This is a genomic window from Aeromonas sp. QDB17 (assembly GCF_027705305.1).
Lineage (GTDB): Bacteria > Pseudomonadota > Gammaproteobacteria > Enterobacterales > Aeromonadaceae > Aeromonas > Aeromonas caviae.
The window spans coordinates 204,353-220,972 of record NZ_JAPDBP010000002.1; the positions used below are offsets into that span (position 1 = coordinate 204,353).

Genomic DNA, 16,620 nt, shown 5'->3' on the forward strand with positions numbered 1-16,620 from the left:
CGGACATGAACCACATGCCTCATAAAGACCCGACCCTCGCCACCGCCCTGCTGGCCTGGCTGATGGACAACTGGCCCGCCGTCTATGGGGCCCTGCTGGCGCTGGCCATCGCCTTCCTGCGCATCACCTACGCCGGTGGGCGGGGTCGCCGCCGGCTGATCGAATCCCTGCTGTGCGGCCTCATTACCCTGGCGGCCGCCACCGGTACCCACCTGCTCGGGATCCCCCAGGAGGCCACCCCCTTTCTGGGCGGCGTGGTGGGGCTGCTTGGGATCGACATCATCCGCGACAGGGCGGCCCTGATGTTTCGCAAGAAGGAGGACAACAATGCCGCGCAGTGACTGCCATCCCCAGATGGCCGCCTTTCTCGACCTGATCGCCTATGCCGAGGGCACCAAGGGGCTGGGCGACGATGGTTACAACAAGCTGGTCAACCCGGCCGGGTTCTTTCAGGATTACCGCGAACACCCCGATGTGTTGGTGCGGGTCAACCCGACCCTGCACAGCACAGCCGCCGGGCGCTATCAGTTCCTGTCCCGCCATTGGCGCCACTACCAGGCGGCTCTCCGCCTGCCGGACTTTGGCCCCGCCTCCCAAGACACATGGGCCATCCAGCTAATCCGCGAGCGCAAGGCGCTGGACGACGTGATCAAGGGGCGTATCCCCCAGGCAATCGCCAAGTGCGCCAACATCTGGGCCAGCCTGCCCGGTGCCGGCTACGGCCAGCGCGAGCACAAGCTGGCTGATCTGCTGGCCAAGTTCACCGAGTTTGGCGGGGTGCTGGCATGAGCACGCTCAGCAAGGTGCTGGGGATAGTGGGCCTGCTCCTGGTGCTGGCGCTTTATGTCACCCATCGCCGCACGGTGGATATGCAGCGCACCCTGACCGAGCAGCAAACCACGATCACCAATCTGCAGGATGCCAACGACCAGCAGGCCACCGAGCTCCAGGAACAGCAGTTGATAACGAAGGGCCTGCGCCTGCTGCTCAGCAACCAGAACGCCGCCTTGGCCAAGCTCGACAACCAGAACAGGAAAACAGCCGATGAATTGCAACAAGCCCTGGCCACGCCGCCGGCGGGCCGCCCGGATTGCGCTCGCGAGCCTTTGCCTGCTGGCGCTCTGCGCCTGCTCCAGCCACCCCACGACAGTGGTGCAGACCCGGGTGGTCAAGCGGCTGCCACCGCCGGGGCTGGTGCCCAACTGCCCGGAGCCTGAATTCACGGGGAGCACCTACGGCGATGCCGTGCAGTTTATCCCCACCTTGCAGACGGCGCTGCGCTGCTGCCAAACCCAGATCACCACCCTGACCAACTGGATTGAACAAGAGGAAACAACCCCATGAGCACACCGATCATCACCCTGGAAGTCGCAGGCAAAGAGCTGAAGTTTGCCCCAACCATGGTGGCCTACAACAGCTTCATCAACGACATGATGCCCAACGACAAGGTGGCACCTGCCCACAACTACTTGAAAAAGATCGTCTGCCAGGAGAGCAAAGAGGCGCTCGATGACCTGCTCAAGCGCCCCAGCGCAGCCCTGCAACTGGCTGGTGCCGTGAATAAGGAATTCGCGCCCGATCTGGACATCACCGTAAAAAACTGACGGCGCGTGCCGAGGCCATCGAGCGCAACCAACTGGAGCAGGTGCTGGCGCTGCGGCGTTACTACCTGCCCCATGAAGAAGACGACATCGACAGCCTGGCCCGCGCTATGTGGATAGACAAGCACCACCGAGAGTCCAACGCCGCCACCGTGGCCGAGGGCATTGCCAAAGCACTGAACGGGTAACGACTGATGGCCTGGATGGAAAAATTGATGATGCAGGTGGCTCTGGTTGACCAGGTCACCAAGCCCCTTGCCGGCATCAACGCCCAGATGGACAAGGTCAGCAAAGCGGGCCGCCAGGGCTGGAGCAATATGGCCATGGGGGCCACGACCGTGGCGGGCGGCGTCATGGCAATCCAAGGCGCCCTTGGCCCGGCCATCGAGATGGACAGGGCCCTCGCTGAGGTGGCCTCCCTTGATGTGCAAAAGGATGTGCTCGGGGCGCTCGGCCGCGAAGCACTCAAGTTGTCCGTGCAGTATGGCAATTCGGCCACCGAGATCGTGCGCTCCTCCTACGACATCCAGTCCGCCATCGCCGGGCTGGAGGGTAACGAGCTGCCAGCCTTCACTCGCGCCTCCACTACCTTGGCCAAGGCCACAAAAGCCGACACCGCCACCATCACCAACTACATGGGCACCATGTACGGGCATCTTCGAGCAGCAGGCCAAGCAGATGGGCAAGGCCAACTGGGTGGAAGATGTCGCCGGCAAAACGGCGCTGGCGGTCCAACTGTTCAAGACCACCGGCCAGGGCATGGCCGATGCGTTCGGCGCGATCGGTGCCAACGCCACGGCGGCCGGAGTATCGATGGATGAGCAGTTCGCTGTGCTGGGCCAGTTGCAGGCCACCATGAGCGGCGGCGAGGCCGGGACCAAGTTCAAGTCCTTCCTGGCTGGTGTAGGTGGCGCTCAGAAGGCGCTCGGCATGCAGTTCACCGACTCGGCAGGCAACATGCTGCCGGTGCTCACCATCCTGGACAAGCTCAAGATGCGTTACTGTGAGACCATGAGCGTGGCCGAGGGGGATGAGCTCAAGAAGGCGTTCGGCTCGGATGAGGCGGTCGCCATGATCAAGCTGCTCATGACCAACACCAAGGGCCTGGCCACCAACATCAACGCGCTGGCCAACACCCACGGCATGGGCAAGGCCGAACAGATGGCCGCGTCAATGACCGATCAGTGGGAACGGGTGACGCAAGGATGGTTCGCCATCCGTGCCGCCGCCTTTGGCGTGGTGCTGCCAGCCATCAATGCGGTGGTCGGTCTCTTTGCCGATGGCGCCAATGATGTGCTGCGGTGGACTCACCTTTTCCCTAACCTGACCAAGGTGATCAGCTATGCCATGTTGACCATCGTAGGCCTGAGCATGGTCACCGGGGCGTGGATGCTGGTCGCGGGGCTGGCCAAGTTGGCGACCCTGGGAATGGGTATCGCATGGACCATCATCATGGCGCCGCTCAACCTGCTCAAAGCGGGGCTGGTTGCCTTTCGTGCCATCCTGCTGGCGGTCAATATCGCCATGTATGCCAACCCAATAGGCCTGATCATTGCCGGGATAGTGCTGCTGATCGGCGCTGTCGCAGCGGTCAGCTACTACTGGGATGACCTGAAAAAAACCTTCTCAGACTGGGGCGTGTTCCAGTTGCTCGGCAAGTCTATCGACTGGCTCATCGACAAGCTGAACATGATCCCGGGCGTCAACATTGAGGCGGGCGCCATGCCGGACCTCAACCTGCCAAACCCAGAGAACATCAACGCACCGCTTGCACGCTATCGCCAGGGCGGTCAAAGCAACGTCCCATCCGGTGGCATTGGCCAGCAGCTGATCCAGGCCAACGCAGCAGCGACCACAGCGAACCAGAAGCCGACCAAGGCCATGCATATCGGCGAGGTGCACAACCACTTCCAGAACCAGGTGTCACCGGGAGAGATGGAGCAAGAACTGTGGATGACCACCCCATGACCGATCCCAAGTACATCGACATCCTGGTGGTGGATGGCGCTTGGCAACTCGACGCCGGCGGCCAGCCGCGCCTCACCCAGGATCGGCACAGCATCGGCCAGGACATCAAGCACCGGATCATGGAGTCGGGGCTGGCCCGCAAGCTCATCGGCGAACGCAGCCCCACCCTGCGGGCGGATGTGATGACCGAGATCGAACTGCTGGTCGAGAACGACTTACGCCTGATCCCGGGCACCATCCTGATCAGCGAAGAATCGCCGGAACGCATCCTGGTCACGGCCCGTACCTATGAATTCGGCGATCTGGAGGTAACCCTGTGAACCTGCGCCCCACCGTGGATTTTATGGCCCTGCTGGCAAAAAGCGGGGTGCCGACAACCGAGGCGGCCATGGAGGCCGAGCTCAAGAAAGAGGTGGAGGCCGCAGGCTCACTCATCACCAACGACAGCGATGTGTCCCCGTTCTGGCGTCTGGTGCGCGGCGTGGTCATCACCCCGGCGCTCTGGCTGATCCGCACCCTGCTGGCGGGCCATGTGCTGCCAGCCAGCTTTGCCGCGACCGCCAATGATACCTATCTCGACCTCAAGGCCTGGGATGTTGATCTCACCCGTAAAGCTGCCCAGAAAACCCGGGGCCTGGTCAACTTCACCAAGGTCAATCCGGCAGAGGCCGTCACCATCCCGGCCGATGTCTGGATCACCACCGAGCGCATCAACGGCACCATCTATCGCCTGCGCCCCCTACAGGAGATGGTGAGCCCTGCCGGTGAGGCCGTAGCCAAGGTGGTCTGCGAGGCTGAGTTCGCCGGCAGCGCCTGGAATCTGGCCCCCGGTTATTACAACCTGCTGAGTAAACCGGTGACCGGTATCCTGTCAGCACGCAACACCGACCGCGATTGGGTCACCACACAGGGGGCCGATGCAGAGAGCAACGATGCTCTGGGGCTGCGCATTCAGAACCAGTTCTCTGCGGTAGGGCGCTACCACATCGACGCGATTTACCGCTCCATGCTCGCCAGCGTGGCGGGGATCCGCGCCGATCACATCTTCTTCGAGCACGACGCACCGCGGGGCCCGGGTACCGCCAATGCCTTCATCCTGCTGGAGGTTGGCACCACGCCGGCCAGCTTGATCGACAAGCTCAACGACTACGTGAGCAACCAGGGTAACCATGGCCATGGCGATGACCTGCAGGTGATGGCCATGCCGGAGACGGATCACACTCTTCACCTGGACCTGTGGCCTATCGATAACTTGACCGCAGAGCAGCGGCTGGCACTCAAACGGGATGTGGAACTATTGGTGAAGGCGGCATTCCGTCAATCTGCCGATTACCCCACTGTGACCCGCACCTGGCCCCAGTCCCGATTCTCACTGAGCCAGCTTGGCCGCGAGCTGCACCAGGCATTCCCCGAGATCAAGAGCCTGCACTTCACCGAACTGGACATCGTCTCGGGTCTCGATATCCCGCGCCTGAGCGATTTGGAGGTGTTCCTCCATGACTAAGACCACCGAACTGAATCACCAGGACAAGGCCCCTCTGCTGCCAGACAGCACCGCCCCATGGTGGGAAGACGGCAAGACCATCGCCGAGGGGGTGCAAGAACCAGCCTTCCTGGCCAAAGGCATCATGTCGTTCTGGCGTCGCGTGCGCGGCTGGCTGCTGCAGCCGCTGACCCAGCAAGACCCGATGACCTGCTCTGAAAGCATGCTGGCCCTGCTCGCCTGGGAACGAGATATCACCCGCTTCAAGGGAGAGCCGCTCACCCTGTTCCGCAAGCGGGTGAAATTCGCCTTCATCAACGCCCAGGATTCGGGCGAGGTGGCGGGGTTCAAGCGCATATTCGAGCGCCTTGGCATCGGCTGGTGTGAACTGCATGAGCGCCAGGAGGGCACCCCCTGGGATGTCATTACCATCGAGGTGGCCGACAGCGCTCTGGCGGAAAACCAGCAGTTGATGGAAACCCTGATCCAGCACTACGGACGTACCTGCCGCCGCTACCGCTTCCAGGTGCTCTATCCCGCCGTGGCATACCTGCATGCGGGGCATTTCGACATGGCCCACCAGGTATTCGCAGCATCCCTCAATAAACCAGCCTGCAAGGGTTACCTACAAGCCGGTCAAATCCATTTCATTCAACACGTTTACGGGGCGTCTCTCCCCCGCAAGGAGTCCTGATGAGCCAGGTCATTACCAACGCATTCGAACAATATTGGCAGTCCAGCTTGGCCGCAGAGCAACCGGTCGTGCTGGATGAATTCATCCTGGCTGATATTCCCAACCTCGATATCACCGCCCCCATCGACCCGGACACAGTCCTGCCGCCGGAGAGCCAGATCGTCCACCGCCAGAACGTGGACCAGCGCGGCCGCGTCAACAACAACGCGGTGGCCTACACCATCGTGATGGACACCACCATTGGCGATTTCAGCTTCAACGCCATGTATCTGCGCAACAAGCAGAACGGTGTGATCGGGATGATTGTCTACAAGGGGCGCGAGACAAAGCTCAAGACCGACCAGACCACCGGCCAGACCGGCAACTCCCTGGTCAAGTCGATGCTGATGGGTTACGACCAGGCGGCAGAGGCCACCCTCACCCATGTGGATGCCGGAACGTGGCAGATTGACTATGCCGCCCGCCTGCGCGGGATGGATGAAGATATCCGCCAGCTGCAGGCCGATCTCTATGGCCATCACACCTTTGTCGGTGACGGCTTCAAGGTGGTAGAGACGGATGGTGCCTTTCAGGTCACTCCGGGTGTAGCCATCGTCGGCGGCCTGCGGGTCGAACTGAAACAACCCGAAGTCATTTACCCAGGCACCAAGCCGATTGGCGTCTGGGTCGATGTACATCGTGCTGGTTCGCTGCTCTCCGAACATCAGAACCACTTCACGCTCATAACCAGCGTAACCGACCTGACCGACCATGTGGATGGCAGCGGCTATCAGCACTTCGTAGCCAAGCTGGGCTCCGTGCAGGTGGACAGCACCATCATTGATGACCGTGGGCAGGTTAGCAGCAGCGGTTCGGGGGCCATCCCTGACACCTTCGCCCTGTGGAGGCGCTCGATGGCCGAAGCGGGATATGACCTGATCGGACAGTTCGGTGTAGAGATGATCATCGAAACGGCAAATCAGGTGGTGCTCAGCAAAGACGGCAAGGGGGTTTATGCATGGACAGGAGATTTGCCAAAAAAGGTTGAATTGAATGAAGTGCATAGCGGAATGCATTGGGTTAAGTGTGACAATCTTCTTAGGGATACTTTTTTAGATGAGAACATTTATATAAGTAAATACAAGATGCCTTTCTTGAGTGTTCATGATGCTGTTGACTCAGCATTAGCGGCAGCGGTTGGGCGTGATTGCGTTGTTGTGTGTGACGTGGGTTTTGTGGTTTCAAGACCGATTATTCAGCCACCTAGAACAAGGGTTCGATGGGAGTGTGTTTGCTATATAGGCAATGACTTTATTGGTGATGTTTTATATCAAATAGATGGTGGTTATGCGTATCCATTTTATGACCCATCGCATACGTGGACTTTGCCTGGCAGGACATCGATGTGTGGCCTGCGGTTATATGCTAAGGATTTTGAGAAGGGGGTTGATGCAGAAGCTCTTGTTGTGAGGCGGTCAATTAATACGGCGTGTAAGGATGTCGTGATTACAGGGGCGAACATAGGCGGGTTAAGAGTCCAGGAAGGGTATGAGCCAAACATTCAAGATGTCAACGTTATTGTTTCCAATGCCAGAAGTGATGCGTCTATAGGTTTAGGTGTGAATTGCTCAGATGGGTACATTTGTAACGTGGTGCCTGTTGGTTATGCCACTGGGTGCAGGGTTACTGGTGGCTCAAACCACATTGAGGCCATCCACCCTTGGGGGAATACGGAGGGGATGGATATAGGTGAGCTGGGAAGAATGTTTTTTGGTTTTTATGTTACTGAGGGCGCCGAAAAGAACACATTTTTGTCATGCTATGCTGATTCACCGACGAGGATTGATGTTTATCAAGATCCAAGCAGGGAAAATGGTGGGGCTGGGTATGTTGTGGATGGTTGGTACTCGAGTCTTTTGTCGTGCAAGCATCTTGGCCATCATACCAATCCAGATAAAACCATCATCCCTTTGATAATAAGTGCACAGCAATGTGAGGTTTCTGGATTTAATGATTTAAAGCCGTTAAAAACAAAACAGCCGGTAGTTGTTTTTGAAAAGTATGCATCACCTGTGAACAATACGTTCAGGGGTGGGTCTATAGGTAGATATATTAGTGGCAATTTTGGTTATTTTACGCCAAGGTGTAACTTTCTTAGCTCTGTATAATTTAAGCAAACCCCTGATTATGGTGTTGTAGATCTGGCTTTTACCATTAATGATTCGGGCGTGTTGGTGCCATCTGATAGTAATGAGATTCTATATATTACGCTTCCTGATTACATACAGGTAAACACTATAAGAGGGTTTGCTAGTGTGTCGCGGTTCCTTTATTTATTTAGAAAAGCCTATGAGGGGAATGGCAGGGTTCCGGTGGATGTTGTTGCTGAGATTGTGCCTAGTAGTAATCGAGTTCAATTTGTAATTTTGTATGCGGATGGTGGTAGTAGTGGCTATGTGAGAGCATCTGCAATCACGAATGGTGATTCGGGGGTGTTTGCTACATTTGTTATTGAAGGTGTAGCAAACGATAGGGTTTAAGGAGTGTGTGTGAGTTCATGTTTGTTTTGTAGCGGTGATGCTTTGTTTTGTTTGGGTTTGCTGTCTGCAAAGTTAAATGATGGTGCTGACTATCTAAAGCCTAAAGGGCAGCTATATGCCGTGACATGGATGGTTTCTGCAAATAGCGAACAAGAACTGGCTGTCAAGTTGGCAAAGGTGTGCGCCGTGTTGCCTTTGCCTGAATGGTGCGCCACCCTGCGCCGACTCAATGCCGAGAACAACCTGATGGCTCAGCCGGTGGCAGCTATGGCGCCGCGCTGGAGGGCGGGTGACCCGCTGATCTGGGATCCGCTGCGCCGCCATCTGCTGGTCTCTGCCGCTCGCTCTGCCTTGCAGCAGAGCGAGGACAATTCGCCATCACCGGACGCCACCCGCGCCAAGCTGGTCGCGCTGACCAACAAGCGCACCGCCCGCATCGCAGAACTGGACGCCGAGCTGGCCACCAAGCCGAGCTTAGCTGGCAAAATGTGGAGCTGGCACGGTTACGGTGAACCGGCCAGCCTGGCGGCCGAATTGCTCAAGAGCGATCACCCTGACCACAGCCACGCCGTCGGCGCCATGCTGCTCTCCGCTGAACCGCTCACCTATTGGCAGGAGTTAACCCTATGAGCAGAACCGCCATGCTTACCCTGGACGGCGAGCCCATCGTGATGAAGTCGATGCGGATCTCCGCCTCGATGCAGTTCCAGGACAAGGACCAAAGCGGCCAGACCAGCAGTGCCGAGCAGGGCGAGAAGGCAAAGGAACTCGACGTCTCAGGGCTGGTGCCGTTCAACGATGAGCAGACCCTGAGCCGCCTGTTCGAGCTGGCGGATGCCAAGGGAGACGGCGGCAAGCGCCATATCTACCGGGTAGGCTCGCTGCTGGCTAAGTCGGTGATGGTGCGCCAGGCCAAGTTTGCAGGGCGTATCAACGCCAGCGAACAGGAGGGGCTCCTGGCGTGGCAGGTGCAGTTCACCCTGCGAGAACATAACTCGGTACCGGAGAAGCGCGAGCAGCGCCTCCCCAAGGCCCCAGCCACAGTGGGGCAAGGCACCGCCAATGCCACGCCGGCGAAAACAGACAGCAGCGCGGCAGCGTCTGAGCAGGAGCAGCTCAGTTCCTGGGAGAAGATGGTGAAGGGGCTGGATGACAAGCTAGGAGACGTAATGGCGTGAAACTCTCGACCAGCCTTACCCTGGGTGGCCAGCCGACCCACCTGGTTGACCATGATGTCGTGCTCGACATCTCTGCCGGTGGCCGTGCCTCCCTGACCATCGAAGGGACGGCAACCAAGGGGCAGACCCTGACTCTGGATACCGGCTACAACGGGGAACTGCGCCGCTGGTTCACCGGTTATGTCTATGACGTACAACCCGCCGCCAACGGTGCCAGCAAGCTGCTATGCCGTGAGCTGGCAGGGATCCTGGGCAGCAAGTTCCCGGTAAGTATCCAGCATGCCACCCTGCGCAGCCTGCTGGCCTGGCTGACCGACCAGACCCAACTCACCTTCTTGCTGCCGGACGGGACAGACTACACCGACACCCCGATCCCCAACTTCACCAGCGCCGGCACCGGCTATCAGCTGCTCGATAATGCGGGCCGTGCCTTCTCGGTACCTGACTTCATCTGGCATCAACAACTAGATGGCGCCATCTTCGTAGGCAGTCATGCCCATAGCCGATGGGCAGATAAGGCGGTGGAGCTGGACTCGGCCTTCTCGGCACGCCAAGCGGGCAATACCATCACTCTGGCCCCGATCCCGGCCATGCGCCCGGGGGCCATCGTCAATGGCAAGCGGGTGGAGCGGGTACGGCTCAAGGGTGACGAAATGACCCTGACCACAGCCACACCGGGTAAACCGGTGAAGTCGCCGGAGCGGCGCAAGATGGAGGGGGAATTCCCCGAGCTGGCCGACAAGATGCACCTGCCCAAGTTCGGGCGGGTTGAGTCCATCAGTGACCAGGCCGCGGCCGGTCAGCTCAATGATCCGTTTCGCCCGCGCTATGCGGTAGATGTGCAGCTACTGGGCGAGGATGGTGAACCAGATGAAGGGACGCCGCTCTATCGAGCCGTACCACTGCCGGTCATGTTCGGCGGGCCTGAGCAGGGGCTGCTGCAGTTCCCGGTCGAGGGGACCATGGTCGAGCTGGGATTTGCCTTTGGTCGTGCCGATCGGCCGTTCGTCCGCACCATCCTGGGCACTGGCTGGCCGCTGCCGGATATCGAACCGGGCGAGCAGCTACAACAGCAACGGGCAGAGGTGTTTAGCCGTACCGATACCGTGGGCAACCAGTCACGCCATACTGACCGCCGCCAGCACGACAAGGCCATGCAAATGATCCGCGAGGCGGACGAGTACCTGGGCGAGTTCGGCAAGCACCAGCTGACCGTCTTGGCCAACAGCGTGGAAGAGATCGGGGCCATGAAGCGCATCGAGGCGCTCGGGGATATCGAGCTGCTGACCGCAGAAGACATGATACTGGGCAGCGCCGGTAACATGAGCCAGACAGCAGGCGGCAACCTGGATGAAGATATCGCCCTGGTTCGTCGGGCACTTGCCGGCGAGCTGCAGCACTTCGAGTCACCCAAGTCGTGGATGGGGAGCGATGGGGTGAACATCTTCCGCTTGCTCAACCAGCTGATGGACGTGGTCCAGCAACTGGCCGCCACCGCAGCCAGTCATAACCACGGCGGCCCACCGCCAACCAATGCAGATATCTTCACCGGCCAAAGCCAGCAGGCCGGTCAACTGGCGAACACCCTCTCCCCCATCATCGAGTGACCCACCGAATGAAGAAGGCCCCACAATGTGGGGCCTTCGTCTATCTGCCTGACAGCGCCTGAGCATGGCCAGGGAAGGGCGCCGCATGAATGGGTGCCATCGGGCAGCGCTGCATCATACGTGAAGCCTACGCTCGCTCACAGCCTCCCTGCGCACGGCCGGGGGCCCACGGCGGCGTCTGCGCCACGGAATCCGCGCTCATCCGCTCCCGCCTGCGGGGTTCATCAGGAATAATTTTTGCAAAAGTGGATTACTGCAAAACGATAGGCCCAGGCCGCGCCCCATCAAGGATCCGCAGGGCATTGAGGATCTGCAAAGATGGATCTTTTTTGCAGAGATTTACAGTTTGGATGAGAGCTATTTAACAACGATGAGACCATAACTCTTTGAATATATTTGATTAATCTAATTTTTCGTGACTATTTGAATGAACGAGCAGGATCTGTAGCCTTACTTCGAAATGACAAAAAGCCTCTTATTCTCATATTGTTAAGTGATAACTACTATTTTTTGGAAACTGAAAGGTTGCAGACTCGCACCATACATCCCAACCGCTCACACAGATTTTCATCCGTCGTAGGAACGGTACAATGTTGGACATGTTTGAAGCTCGCAATGTCTTACGTAGGGACACATGAAGAAGAGAAAAGAGATTAACTGGGAACGCTGGCACTGGTTAAGACAACACCTCAAACGGGTGCGAAAAACACCAGAACCAGAAGAACCTCAATCTGAGATATCCAAATTCCTAACTATCATTTTCGCCGCGATCCCATTAATAACTGGTGGCATCTACCTAATCGGAATGGCTTATCATTTTGGTGAGTGTTCTGCTCATGGACTGGACATCATTGAATTCCCATGGCCTGCAGATGTCACCCTAGCGATGGGATTCCTACAACTGCTTAACTCGATTAAAGAGTATGTGGGGCCCATAACACTAGGGGCCATTAGCCTAGTGACAATCTTCATTTGTTTGCTCTTCAGTCCTGGGCTCCGGTTAGGATGGGCATGGTTCTGTCACCGTCAGTTTTCTAAGTCACCAAAAAAACTCCGGCATTTTTTCCGGAGAGGAGCCCGTGTACCGCCCCACCGACTCTTCTTCTTGTTAATCTGGGTAAAAATTTTCTACGACAGATTTGCCATTCTGCTGATTCCACCTTTACTCGCTCTCATGCCGGCCTACTTTAGCTTTAACCAAGGAGTAAAGGCTGCCGAAGCCCATATTAAACCAGTAGATAGTATTGAATGGACTACAGATAGAAATAGCACTCAGTCTGCTCTGCTAGGAGATACTCCGCACATCCGCCTGATGTGTAATAGCACTCATTGTGCCTATCGCTTAAAAGGAGGGTTAGTCCGGCTCGTTCGCCACGATCAGGTCGAACAGGTGACCTGGATGGTCCCCAAAGACACTTCAGATAACTCATCGAAAGAAAGCAGCACAGAGAAATAACACAGCTTAAAAAAGTGATAATTCTTTATGTCCTTCAACTGCTGACCAAGAAGAAGGCCCCAAAATATGGGGCCTTCTTCTAGCTGTTTGGTACCTAGGTCAGTGAGCCGCCAACTCACGAAACAGGTCTGGCTTATCCTGGATAAGCCCCAGCACTTTGGCAGCCAATCCCGTTGGATTGCGGCGCCGGGTTTCCCAGCTCTTCACCGTATCCACACTTGTTCCCAGTGCTTGGGCAAACTCTTGTTGTGAAACCTTGAGGGCCAGGCGAATGGCCTTGACGTCAGCGACCTCGTATTTGGTCCGTGCAGCAGGCTCTACGTGACCCTGCTTGATCTCGACAGCCTCTTCCAGGGAAGCCTTCAGTTCGTCAAACATGTTCATATCAAACCTCCCCTTTCAGTAACGTGGTCAATTTCTTCAGCTCAGCCTTTTCTGCCGCAGTGAGGCTCTCTTTCTCACTCTTTGCATACGCCAGTACCAGGTAAATCGTCTCTACAGTTGCCAAGAAGTAGATCACCCTGGCACTGCCACTTTTCCCTTGCTGGCCTGTTGCCATTCGAACTTTTCGCAAGCCACCAGTACCTTGGATCAAGTCGCCTTTCTCTGGCTGGGCAATCAGCTCGACTTGCAGTGCTCTGAGCTCATCGTCTGTCGCTAAGGCTTTTATCTGTCTGGTGAAGATAGACGTCTCAATAAATTCAATCGCGTGACTCACGCATCACTCACTCTGAGCATTCATCATGGTGTACATAGTACACACTACGAGTCAGCAAGGCAACATGGCCACTCTGGCTGTGCCACCCCCTTGCAGCCAATACGCCCACCAGGCTCTCAGCCTACGATGGCATCGAGCAAAATGAATGGGGCAATATGTGGACATTAAAAACAAAAAAGCCATATAAAACAGCTAATTACAGATACAAAAAAGGAGGCCTGAGCCTCCTTTATTTTTATAACAGAGCTGGATTAGACCAGAGCTGCTTTAGCTTTTTCAACCAGGGCGGTGAAAGCCAGCTTGTCGTGAACGGCGATATCGGACAGGATCTTGCGATCGATCTCGATGGAAGCCTTCTTCAGACCGTCGATCAGACGGCTGTAGGACAGGCCGTTCTGACGGGCTGCAGCGTTGATACGCGCAATCCACAGTTGACGGAACTGACGCTTCTTCTGGCGACGGTCACGGTAGGCATACTGACCAGCTTTGGTTACCGCTTGTACCGCTACGCGGTAGACACGGGAACGGGCGCCGTAGTAACCCTTGGCGGCTTTCATTACTTTCTTGTGACGAGCGCGAGCGGTCACACCACGTTTAACTCTTGGCATTTTTCACATCCCCCCTTATGCGTACGGCAGACAAGCGACAACACGTTTGTGGTCGGCAGCGGAAACAAAGAACTTCGGTCCCAGCTGACGCTTACGCTTGCTGCTCTTCTTGGTCAGGATGTGACGCAGGTGGTTGTGCTTGCACTTGAAGCGACCTGAGCCAGTCTTCTTGAAGCGCTTTGCGGCGCCCCGGTTGGTTTTCATCTTCGGCATTTCATACTCCGCATTGTGAGTGACAACAAAATCGCAAGGCGAACCGACTCATGGGGCCAGCCCCATGAGTCAATTTCTTGTGGGCCTTAAGATTTCTTCTTGGGTGCGAGGACCATCACAGCTTGACGGCCTTCGACTTTCGGGAACGATTCGACTACGGCCAGCTCTTCCAGATCGTTCTTGACGCGCTCGAGAACCTTGATACCAAGATCCTGGTGGGCCATTTCACGACCACGGAAGCGCAGGGTGACCTTTGCCTTGTCCCCGTCTTCCAGAAAGCGAACCAGGTTGCGTAGTTTTACCTGATAGTCGCCTTCGTCGGTGCCAGGACGGAATTTGATTTCCTTGACCTGGACGACTTTCTGTTTTTTCTTCTGTTCTTTGGTGGTCTTGCTCTTTTCGTAGAGGAATTTGCCGTAATCCATGATCCGGCAAACGGGCGGCTCAGCGTTCGGACTGATCTCGACCAGATCCACTCCTGCCTCAAGGGCCAAGTTCAGCGCATCCTGAATGGAGGTGATGCCAATGGCTTCACCATCCAGACCAGTCAGACGAACTTCTTTCAGACGGATCTCTTCATTGATCCGGTGAGCGCGGGCTTGCGGTTGCTTGCCCAGTTTTTTTCCGCCTTTTATAGCTTATTCCTCCACTTTCTTTTGTCCGCGGGTCTGAACTTCCTGGGTCAACAGAGCAATCAGCTCTTCAACAGGATAAGAGCCCAGGTCAGCCCCTTTACGAGTACGCACTGCAATCTTGCCGGCTTCTACTTCTTTGTCGCCGCAGACCAGCATGAAGGGTACTCGCTTCAAAGTATGCTCGCGGATTTTAAAGCCAATCTTCTCATTTCTCAAGTCCGCTTTTGCGCGAAGGCCCGCATCATTCAATGCCTTGGCAACTTTCACAGCATAATCGGCCTGGTTATCCGTGATATTCATGACCACGGCCTGGGTCGGAGCCAGCCAGGTCGGGAACAGACCGGCGTACTCTTCCGTCAAGATCCCGATGAAGCGCTCCAGCGAGCCCAGAATGGCGCGGTGGATCATCACGGGGATGTGGCGCTCGTTGTCTTCGCCCACATAGGTGGCGCCAAGACGGCCCGGCAGGGCAAAGTCGAGCTGCACGGTACCACACTGCCAGGCACGATCAAGGCAATCGTGCAGGGTGAACTCGATCTTGGGACCGTAGAAAGCCCCCTCGCCCGGTTGCAGGTCGTACTTCAGGCCGTTGAGTTCCAGCGCCTCGGCCAGCGCGGCCTCGGCACGATCCCAGGCTTCATCAGAGCCGATACGCTGCTCCGGACGGGTCGAGAGCTTGACCACGATGTTTTCGAAACCGAAGGTGCCGTAGACGTCATAGACCATGCGGATGCACGCAGACACCTCTTCCATGATCTGCTCTTCGGTACAGAAGATGTGGGCGTCATCCTGAGTGAAGCCCCGTACCCGCATCAGGCCGTGCAGGGAGCCTGACGGCTCGTTGCGGTGGCAGGAGCCGAACTCGGCCATGCGCAGGGGCAGATCGCGGTAGGATTTCAGACCCTGGTTGAAAATCTGCACGTGACCCGGGCAGTTCATCGGCTTGATGGCGTACTCGCGGTTTTCGGACTGGGTGGTGAACATGGCCTGGGCGTATTTCTCCCAGTGACCTGAACGCTCCCACAGCACGCGATCCATCATGAAGGGGCCTTTCACTTCCTGATAGTCGTACTCTTTGAGCTTGCCGCGGATGAAGGTTTCCAGCTCGCGGAAAATGGTCCAGCCATCGTTGTGCCAGAACACCATGCCCGGCGCTTCTTCCTGCATGTGGTACAGGTCGAGCTGCTTGCCGATCTTGCGGTGGTCGCGCTTGGCGGCCTCTTCCAGACGCTGCAAATACGCCTTGAGCTGCTTCTTGTCGGCCCAGGCGGTGCCGTAGATGCGCTGCAGCATCTTGTTGTTGGAGTCGCCGCGCCAGTAGGCGCCGGACATCTTCTGCAACTTGAAGTGGTGGCAGTGACGCATGTTGGGCACGTGCGGGCCGCGACACATGTCGATGTACTCTTCGTGATGATAGAGACCGGGCTGGTCATCACGGGCTATGTTCTGATCCAGGATCTCGACTTTGTAGGTCTCGCCACGGGCTTCGAACACGTCGCGCGCTTCCTGCCAGGAGACCTTCTTCTTGATGACGTCGTAATCCTTGGCGGCCAGCGCCAGCATGCGCTCTTCCAGGGCAGCCAGATCTTCGTCGGTCAGGGTGCGGTCGAGATCGATGTCGTAGTAGAAACCGTTGTCGATGACAGGACCGATGGCCATCTTGGTCTGGGGCCAGAGTTGCTTGATGGCATGACCCAGCAGGTGAGCACAGGAGTGGCGCAGGATGTCCAGACCTTCTTCGTCTTTGGCGGTGATGATGGCCAGGGAGGCATCGGCTTCGATCAGCTCGCAGGCATCCACCAGTTCACCGTTTACCCGACCGGCAATGCACGCCTTGGCGAGACCGGGACCGATGTCCGCGGCCACATCCATGACGGAAACGGCGTGGGCAAATTGACGTTGGCTGCCGTCAGGCAGAGTAATGATTGGCATTAGGTGTT

The 16,620-nt window shown here is 57.2% G+C and carries 20 protein-coding genes and 1 pseudogene; 15 read left to right on the forward strand and 6 right to left on the reverse strand.

Annotated elements, in window-relative coordinates:
* The first annotated feature begins 14 nt into the window (after positions 1 to 14).
* The 15 genes and pseudogenes from OKC41_RS02655 to OKC41_RS02730 all read left to right on the forward strand — a co-directional run bounded on the left by OKC41_RS02655 (position 15) and on the right by OKC41_RS02730 (position 12,506).
* Complete coding sequence (locus OKC41_RS02655) at positions 15 to 341, forward strand: phage holin, lambda family (RefSeq protein WP_167825649.1); 327 nt, start codon at positions 15 to 17, stop codon at positions 339 to 341.
* A complete protein-coding gene (locus OKC41_RS02660) occupies positions 328 to 789 on the forward strand; it encodes a glycoside hydrolase family 104 protein (RefSeq protein WP_270671727.1) in 462 nt (153 codons plus the stop codon). Before OKC41_RS02655 ends, OKC41_RS02660 begins: the two co-directional genes overlap by 14 nt.
* Positions 786 to 1,217, forward strand: a complete 432-nt coding sequence (locus OKC41_RS02665) for a hypothetical protein (protein ID WP_270671728.1) — start codon at positions 786 to 788, stop codon at positions 1,215 to 1,217. The genes OKC41_RS02660 and OKC41_RS02665 overlap by 4 nt, the downstream gene beginning before the upstream one ends.
* Complete coding sequence (locus tag OKC41_RS02670; RefSeq protein ID WP_270671752.1) at positions 1,114 to 1,344, forward strand: hypothetical protein; 231 nt, start codon at positions 1,114 to 1,116, stop codon at positions 1,342 to 1,344. The genes OKC41_RS02665 and OKC41_RS02670 overlap by 104 nt, the downstream gene beginning before the upstream one ends.
* Positions 1,341 to 1,604, forward strand: coding sequence for a putative phage tail assembly chaperone (locus tag OKC41_RS02675; protein WP_163147975.1), 264 nt, complete (start codon positions 1,341 to 1,343; stop codon positions 1,602 to 1,604). Before OKC41_RS02670 ends, OKC41_RS02675 begins: the two co-directional genes overlap by 4 nt.
* Before the next feature lie 41 nt (positions 1,605 to 1,645).
* Positions 1,646 to 1,789 (forward strand): hypothetical protein, encoded by a 144-nt coding sequence (locus OKC41_RS02680; RefSeq protein WP_270671729.1) that lies wholly within the window; start codon positions 1,646 to 1,648, stop codon positions 1,787 to 1,789.
* Between the two features lie 6 nt (positions 1,790 to 1,795).
* Positions 1,796 to 3,569: pseudogene (locus OKC41_RS02690) on the forward strand (phage tail tape measure protein).
* Positions 3,566 to 3,889: a DUF2590 family protein gene (locus tag OKC41_RS02695; RefSeq protein WP_039040916.1), complete on the forward strand. Its 324-nt coding sequence runs from the start codon at positions 3,566 to 3,568 to the stop codon at positions 3,887 to 3,889. The pseudogene OKC41_RS02690 and the gene OKC41_RS02695 overlap by 4 nt, the downstream one beginning before the upstream one ends.
* Entirely contained in the window at positions 3,886 to 5,073 is a 1,188-nt protein-coding gene (locus OKC41_RS02700; protein WP_226044182.1) for a baseplate J/gp47 family protein, read from the forward strand. Before OKC41_RS02695 ends, OKC41_RS02700 begins: the two co-directional genes overlap by 4 nt.
* Positions 5,066 to 5,746, forward strand: coding sequence for a phage tail protein (locus OKC41_RS02705; protein ID WP_270671731.1), 681 nt, complete (start codon positions 5,066 to 5,068; stop codon positions 5,744 to 5,746). Before OKC41_RS02700 ends, OKC41_RS02705 begins: the two co-directional genes overlap by 8 nt.
* Positions 5,746 to 7,893: a phage tail protein gene (locus OKC41_RS02710; protein ID WP_270671732.1), complete on the forward strand. Its 2,148-nt coding sequence runs from the start codon at positions 5,746 to 5,748 to the stop codon at positions 7,891 to 7,893. Before OKC41_RS02705 ends, OKC41_RS02710 begins: the two co-directional genes overlap by 1 nt.
* 558 nt (positions 7,894 to 8,451) lie before the next feature.
* Positions 8,452 to 8,895, forward strand: coding sequence for a hypothetical protein (locus OKC41_RS02715; protein ID WP_202014909.1), 444 nt, complete (start codon positions 8,452 to 8,454; stop codon positions 8,893 to 8,895).
* The gene (locus OKC41_RS02720; RefSeq protein ID WP_270671733.1) at positions 8,892 to 9,443 is read left to right on the forward strand and encodes a hypothetical protein; all 552 of its coding nucleotides are present in this window, start codon (positions 8,892 to 8,894) and stop codon (positions 9,441 to 9,443) included. Before OKC41_RS02715 ends, OKC41_RS02720 begins: the two co-directional genes overlap by 4 nt.
* Positions 9,440 to 11,050 (forward strand): hypothetical protein, encoded by a 1,611-nt coding sequence (locus OKC41_RS02725; protein WP_270671734.1) that lies wholly within the window; start codon positions 9,440 to 9,442, stop codon positions 11,048 to 11,050. The genes OKC41_RS02720 and OKC41_RS02725 overlap by 4 nt, the downstream gene beginning before the upstream one ends.
* Positions 11,051 to 11,684: 634 nt before the next feature.
* Complete coding sequence (locus OKC41_RS02730; protein WP_202014914.1) at positions 11,685 to 12,506, forward strand: hypothetical protein; 822 nt, start codon at positions 11,685 to 11,687, stop codon at positions 12,504 to 12,506.
* A gap of 99 nt (positions 12,507 to 12,605) precedes the next feature.
* Here OKC41_RS02730 and nadS read toward each other — a convergent pair whose 3' ends face one another.
* From nadS to thrS, 6 genes are all read right to left on the reverse strand, one after another.
* Positions 12,606 to 12,890, reverse strand: a complete 285-nt coding sequence (gene nadS, locus OKC41_RS02735; protein ID WP_202014916.1) for a NadS family protein — start codon at positions 12,888 to 12,890, stop codon at positions 12,606 to 12,608.
* A 1-nt stretch (position 12,891) separates the two neighbouring features.
* Positions 12,892 to 13,212, reverse strand: coding sequence for a type II toxin-antitoxin system RelE/ParE family toxin (locus tag OKC41_RS02740; RefSeq protein ID WP_201969418.1), 321 nt, complete (start codon positions 13,210 to 13,212; stop codon positions 12,892 to 12,894).
* 263 nt (positions 13,213 to 13,475) lie between these two features.
* The gene (gene rplT / locus OKC41_RS02745) at positions 13,476 to 13,832 is read right to left on the reverse strand and encodes a 50S ribosomal protein L20 (RefSeq protein WP_010674800.1); all 357 of its coding nucleotides are present in this window, start codon (positions 13,830 to 13,832) and stop codon (positions 13,476 to 13,478) included.
* 15 nt (positions 13,833 to 13,847) lie between these two features.
* The gene (gene rpmI / locus OKC41_RS02750; RefSeq protein WP_005300673.1) at positions 13,848 to 14,045 is read right to left on the reverse strand and encodes a 50S ribosomal protein L35; all 198 of its coding nucleotides are present in this window, start codon (positions 14,043 to 14,045) and stop codon (positions 13,848 to 13,850) included.
* Positions 14,046 to 14,131: 86 nt separating this feature from the next.
* Positions 14,132 to 14,662, reverse strand: a complete 531-nt coding sequence (gene infC / locus OKC41_RS02755) for a translation initiation factor IF-3 (RefSeq protein ID WP_185219337.1) — start codon at positions 14,660 to 14,662, stop codon at positions 14,132 to 14,134.
* Between the two features lie 21 nt (positions 14,663 to 14,683).
* A complete protein-coding gene (thrS, locus tag OKC41_RS02760; protein WP_010674801.1) occupies positions 14,684 to 16,612 on the reverse strand; it encodes a threonine--tRNA ligase in 1,929 nt (642 codons plus the stop codon).
* Positions 16,613 to 16,620: the final 8 nt, after the last annotated feature.

What these genes read in the sequence shown, in the direction of transcription:
- rpmI (WP_005300673.1), bottom strand. Translation starts at nt 14,045, where the DNA reads ATGCCGAAGATGAAAACCAACCGGGGCGCCGCAAAGCGCTTCAAGAAG.
- OKC41_RS02695 (WP_039040916.1), top strand. Translation starts at nt 3,566, where the DNA reads ATGACCGATCCCAAGTACATCGACATCCTGGTGGTGGATGGCGCTTGG.
- thrS (WP_010674801.1), bottom strand. Translation starts at nt 16,612, where the DNA reads ATGCCAATCATTACTCTGCCTGACGGCAGCCAACGTCAATTTGCCCAC.
- OKC41_RS02710 (WP_270671732.1), top strand. Translation starts at nt 5,746, where the DNA reads ATGAGCCAGGTCATTACCAACGCATTCGAACAATATTGGCAGTCCAGC.
- OKC41_RS02730 (WP_202014914.1), top strand. Translation starts at nt 11,685, where the DNA reads ATGAAGAAGAGAAAAGAGATTAACTGGGAACGCTGGCACTGGTTAAGA.
- OKC41_RS02705 (WP_270671731.1), top strand. Translation starts at nt 5,066, where the DNA reads ATGACTAAGACCACCGAACTGAATCACCAGGACAAGGCCCCTCTGCTG.
- OKC41_RS02660 (WP_270671727.1), top strand. Translation starts at nt 328, where the DNA reads ATGCCGCGCAGTGACTGCCATCCCCAGATGGCCGCCTTTCTCGACCTG.
- OKC41_RS02665 (WP_270671728.1), top strand. Translation starts at nt 786, where the DNA reads ATGAGCACGCTCAGCAAGGTGCTGGGGATAGTGGGCCTGCTCCTGGTG.
- OKC41_RS02720 (WP_270671733.1), top strand. Translation starts at nt 8,892, where the DNA reads ATGAGCAGAACCGCCATGCTTACCCTGGACGGCGAGCCCATCGTGATG.
- OKC41_RS02655 (WP_167825649.1), top strand. Translation starts at nt 15, where the DNA reads ATGCCTCATAAAGACCCGACCCTCGCCACCGCCCTGCTGGCCTGGCTG.
- nadS (WP_202014916.1), bottom strand. Translation starts at nt 12,890, where the DNA reads ATGAACATGTTTGACGAACTGAAGGCTTCCCTGGAAGAGGCTGTCGAG.
- rplT (WP_010674800.1), bottom strand. Translation starts at nt 13,832, where the DNA reads ATGCCAAGAGTTAAACGTGGTGTGACCGCTCGCGCTCGTCACAAGAAA.
- OKC41_RS02675 (WP_163147975.1), top strand. Translation starts at nt 1,341, where the DNA reads ATGAGCACACCGATCATCACCCTGGAAGTCGCAGGCAAAGAGCTGAAG.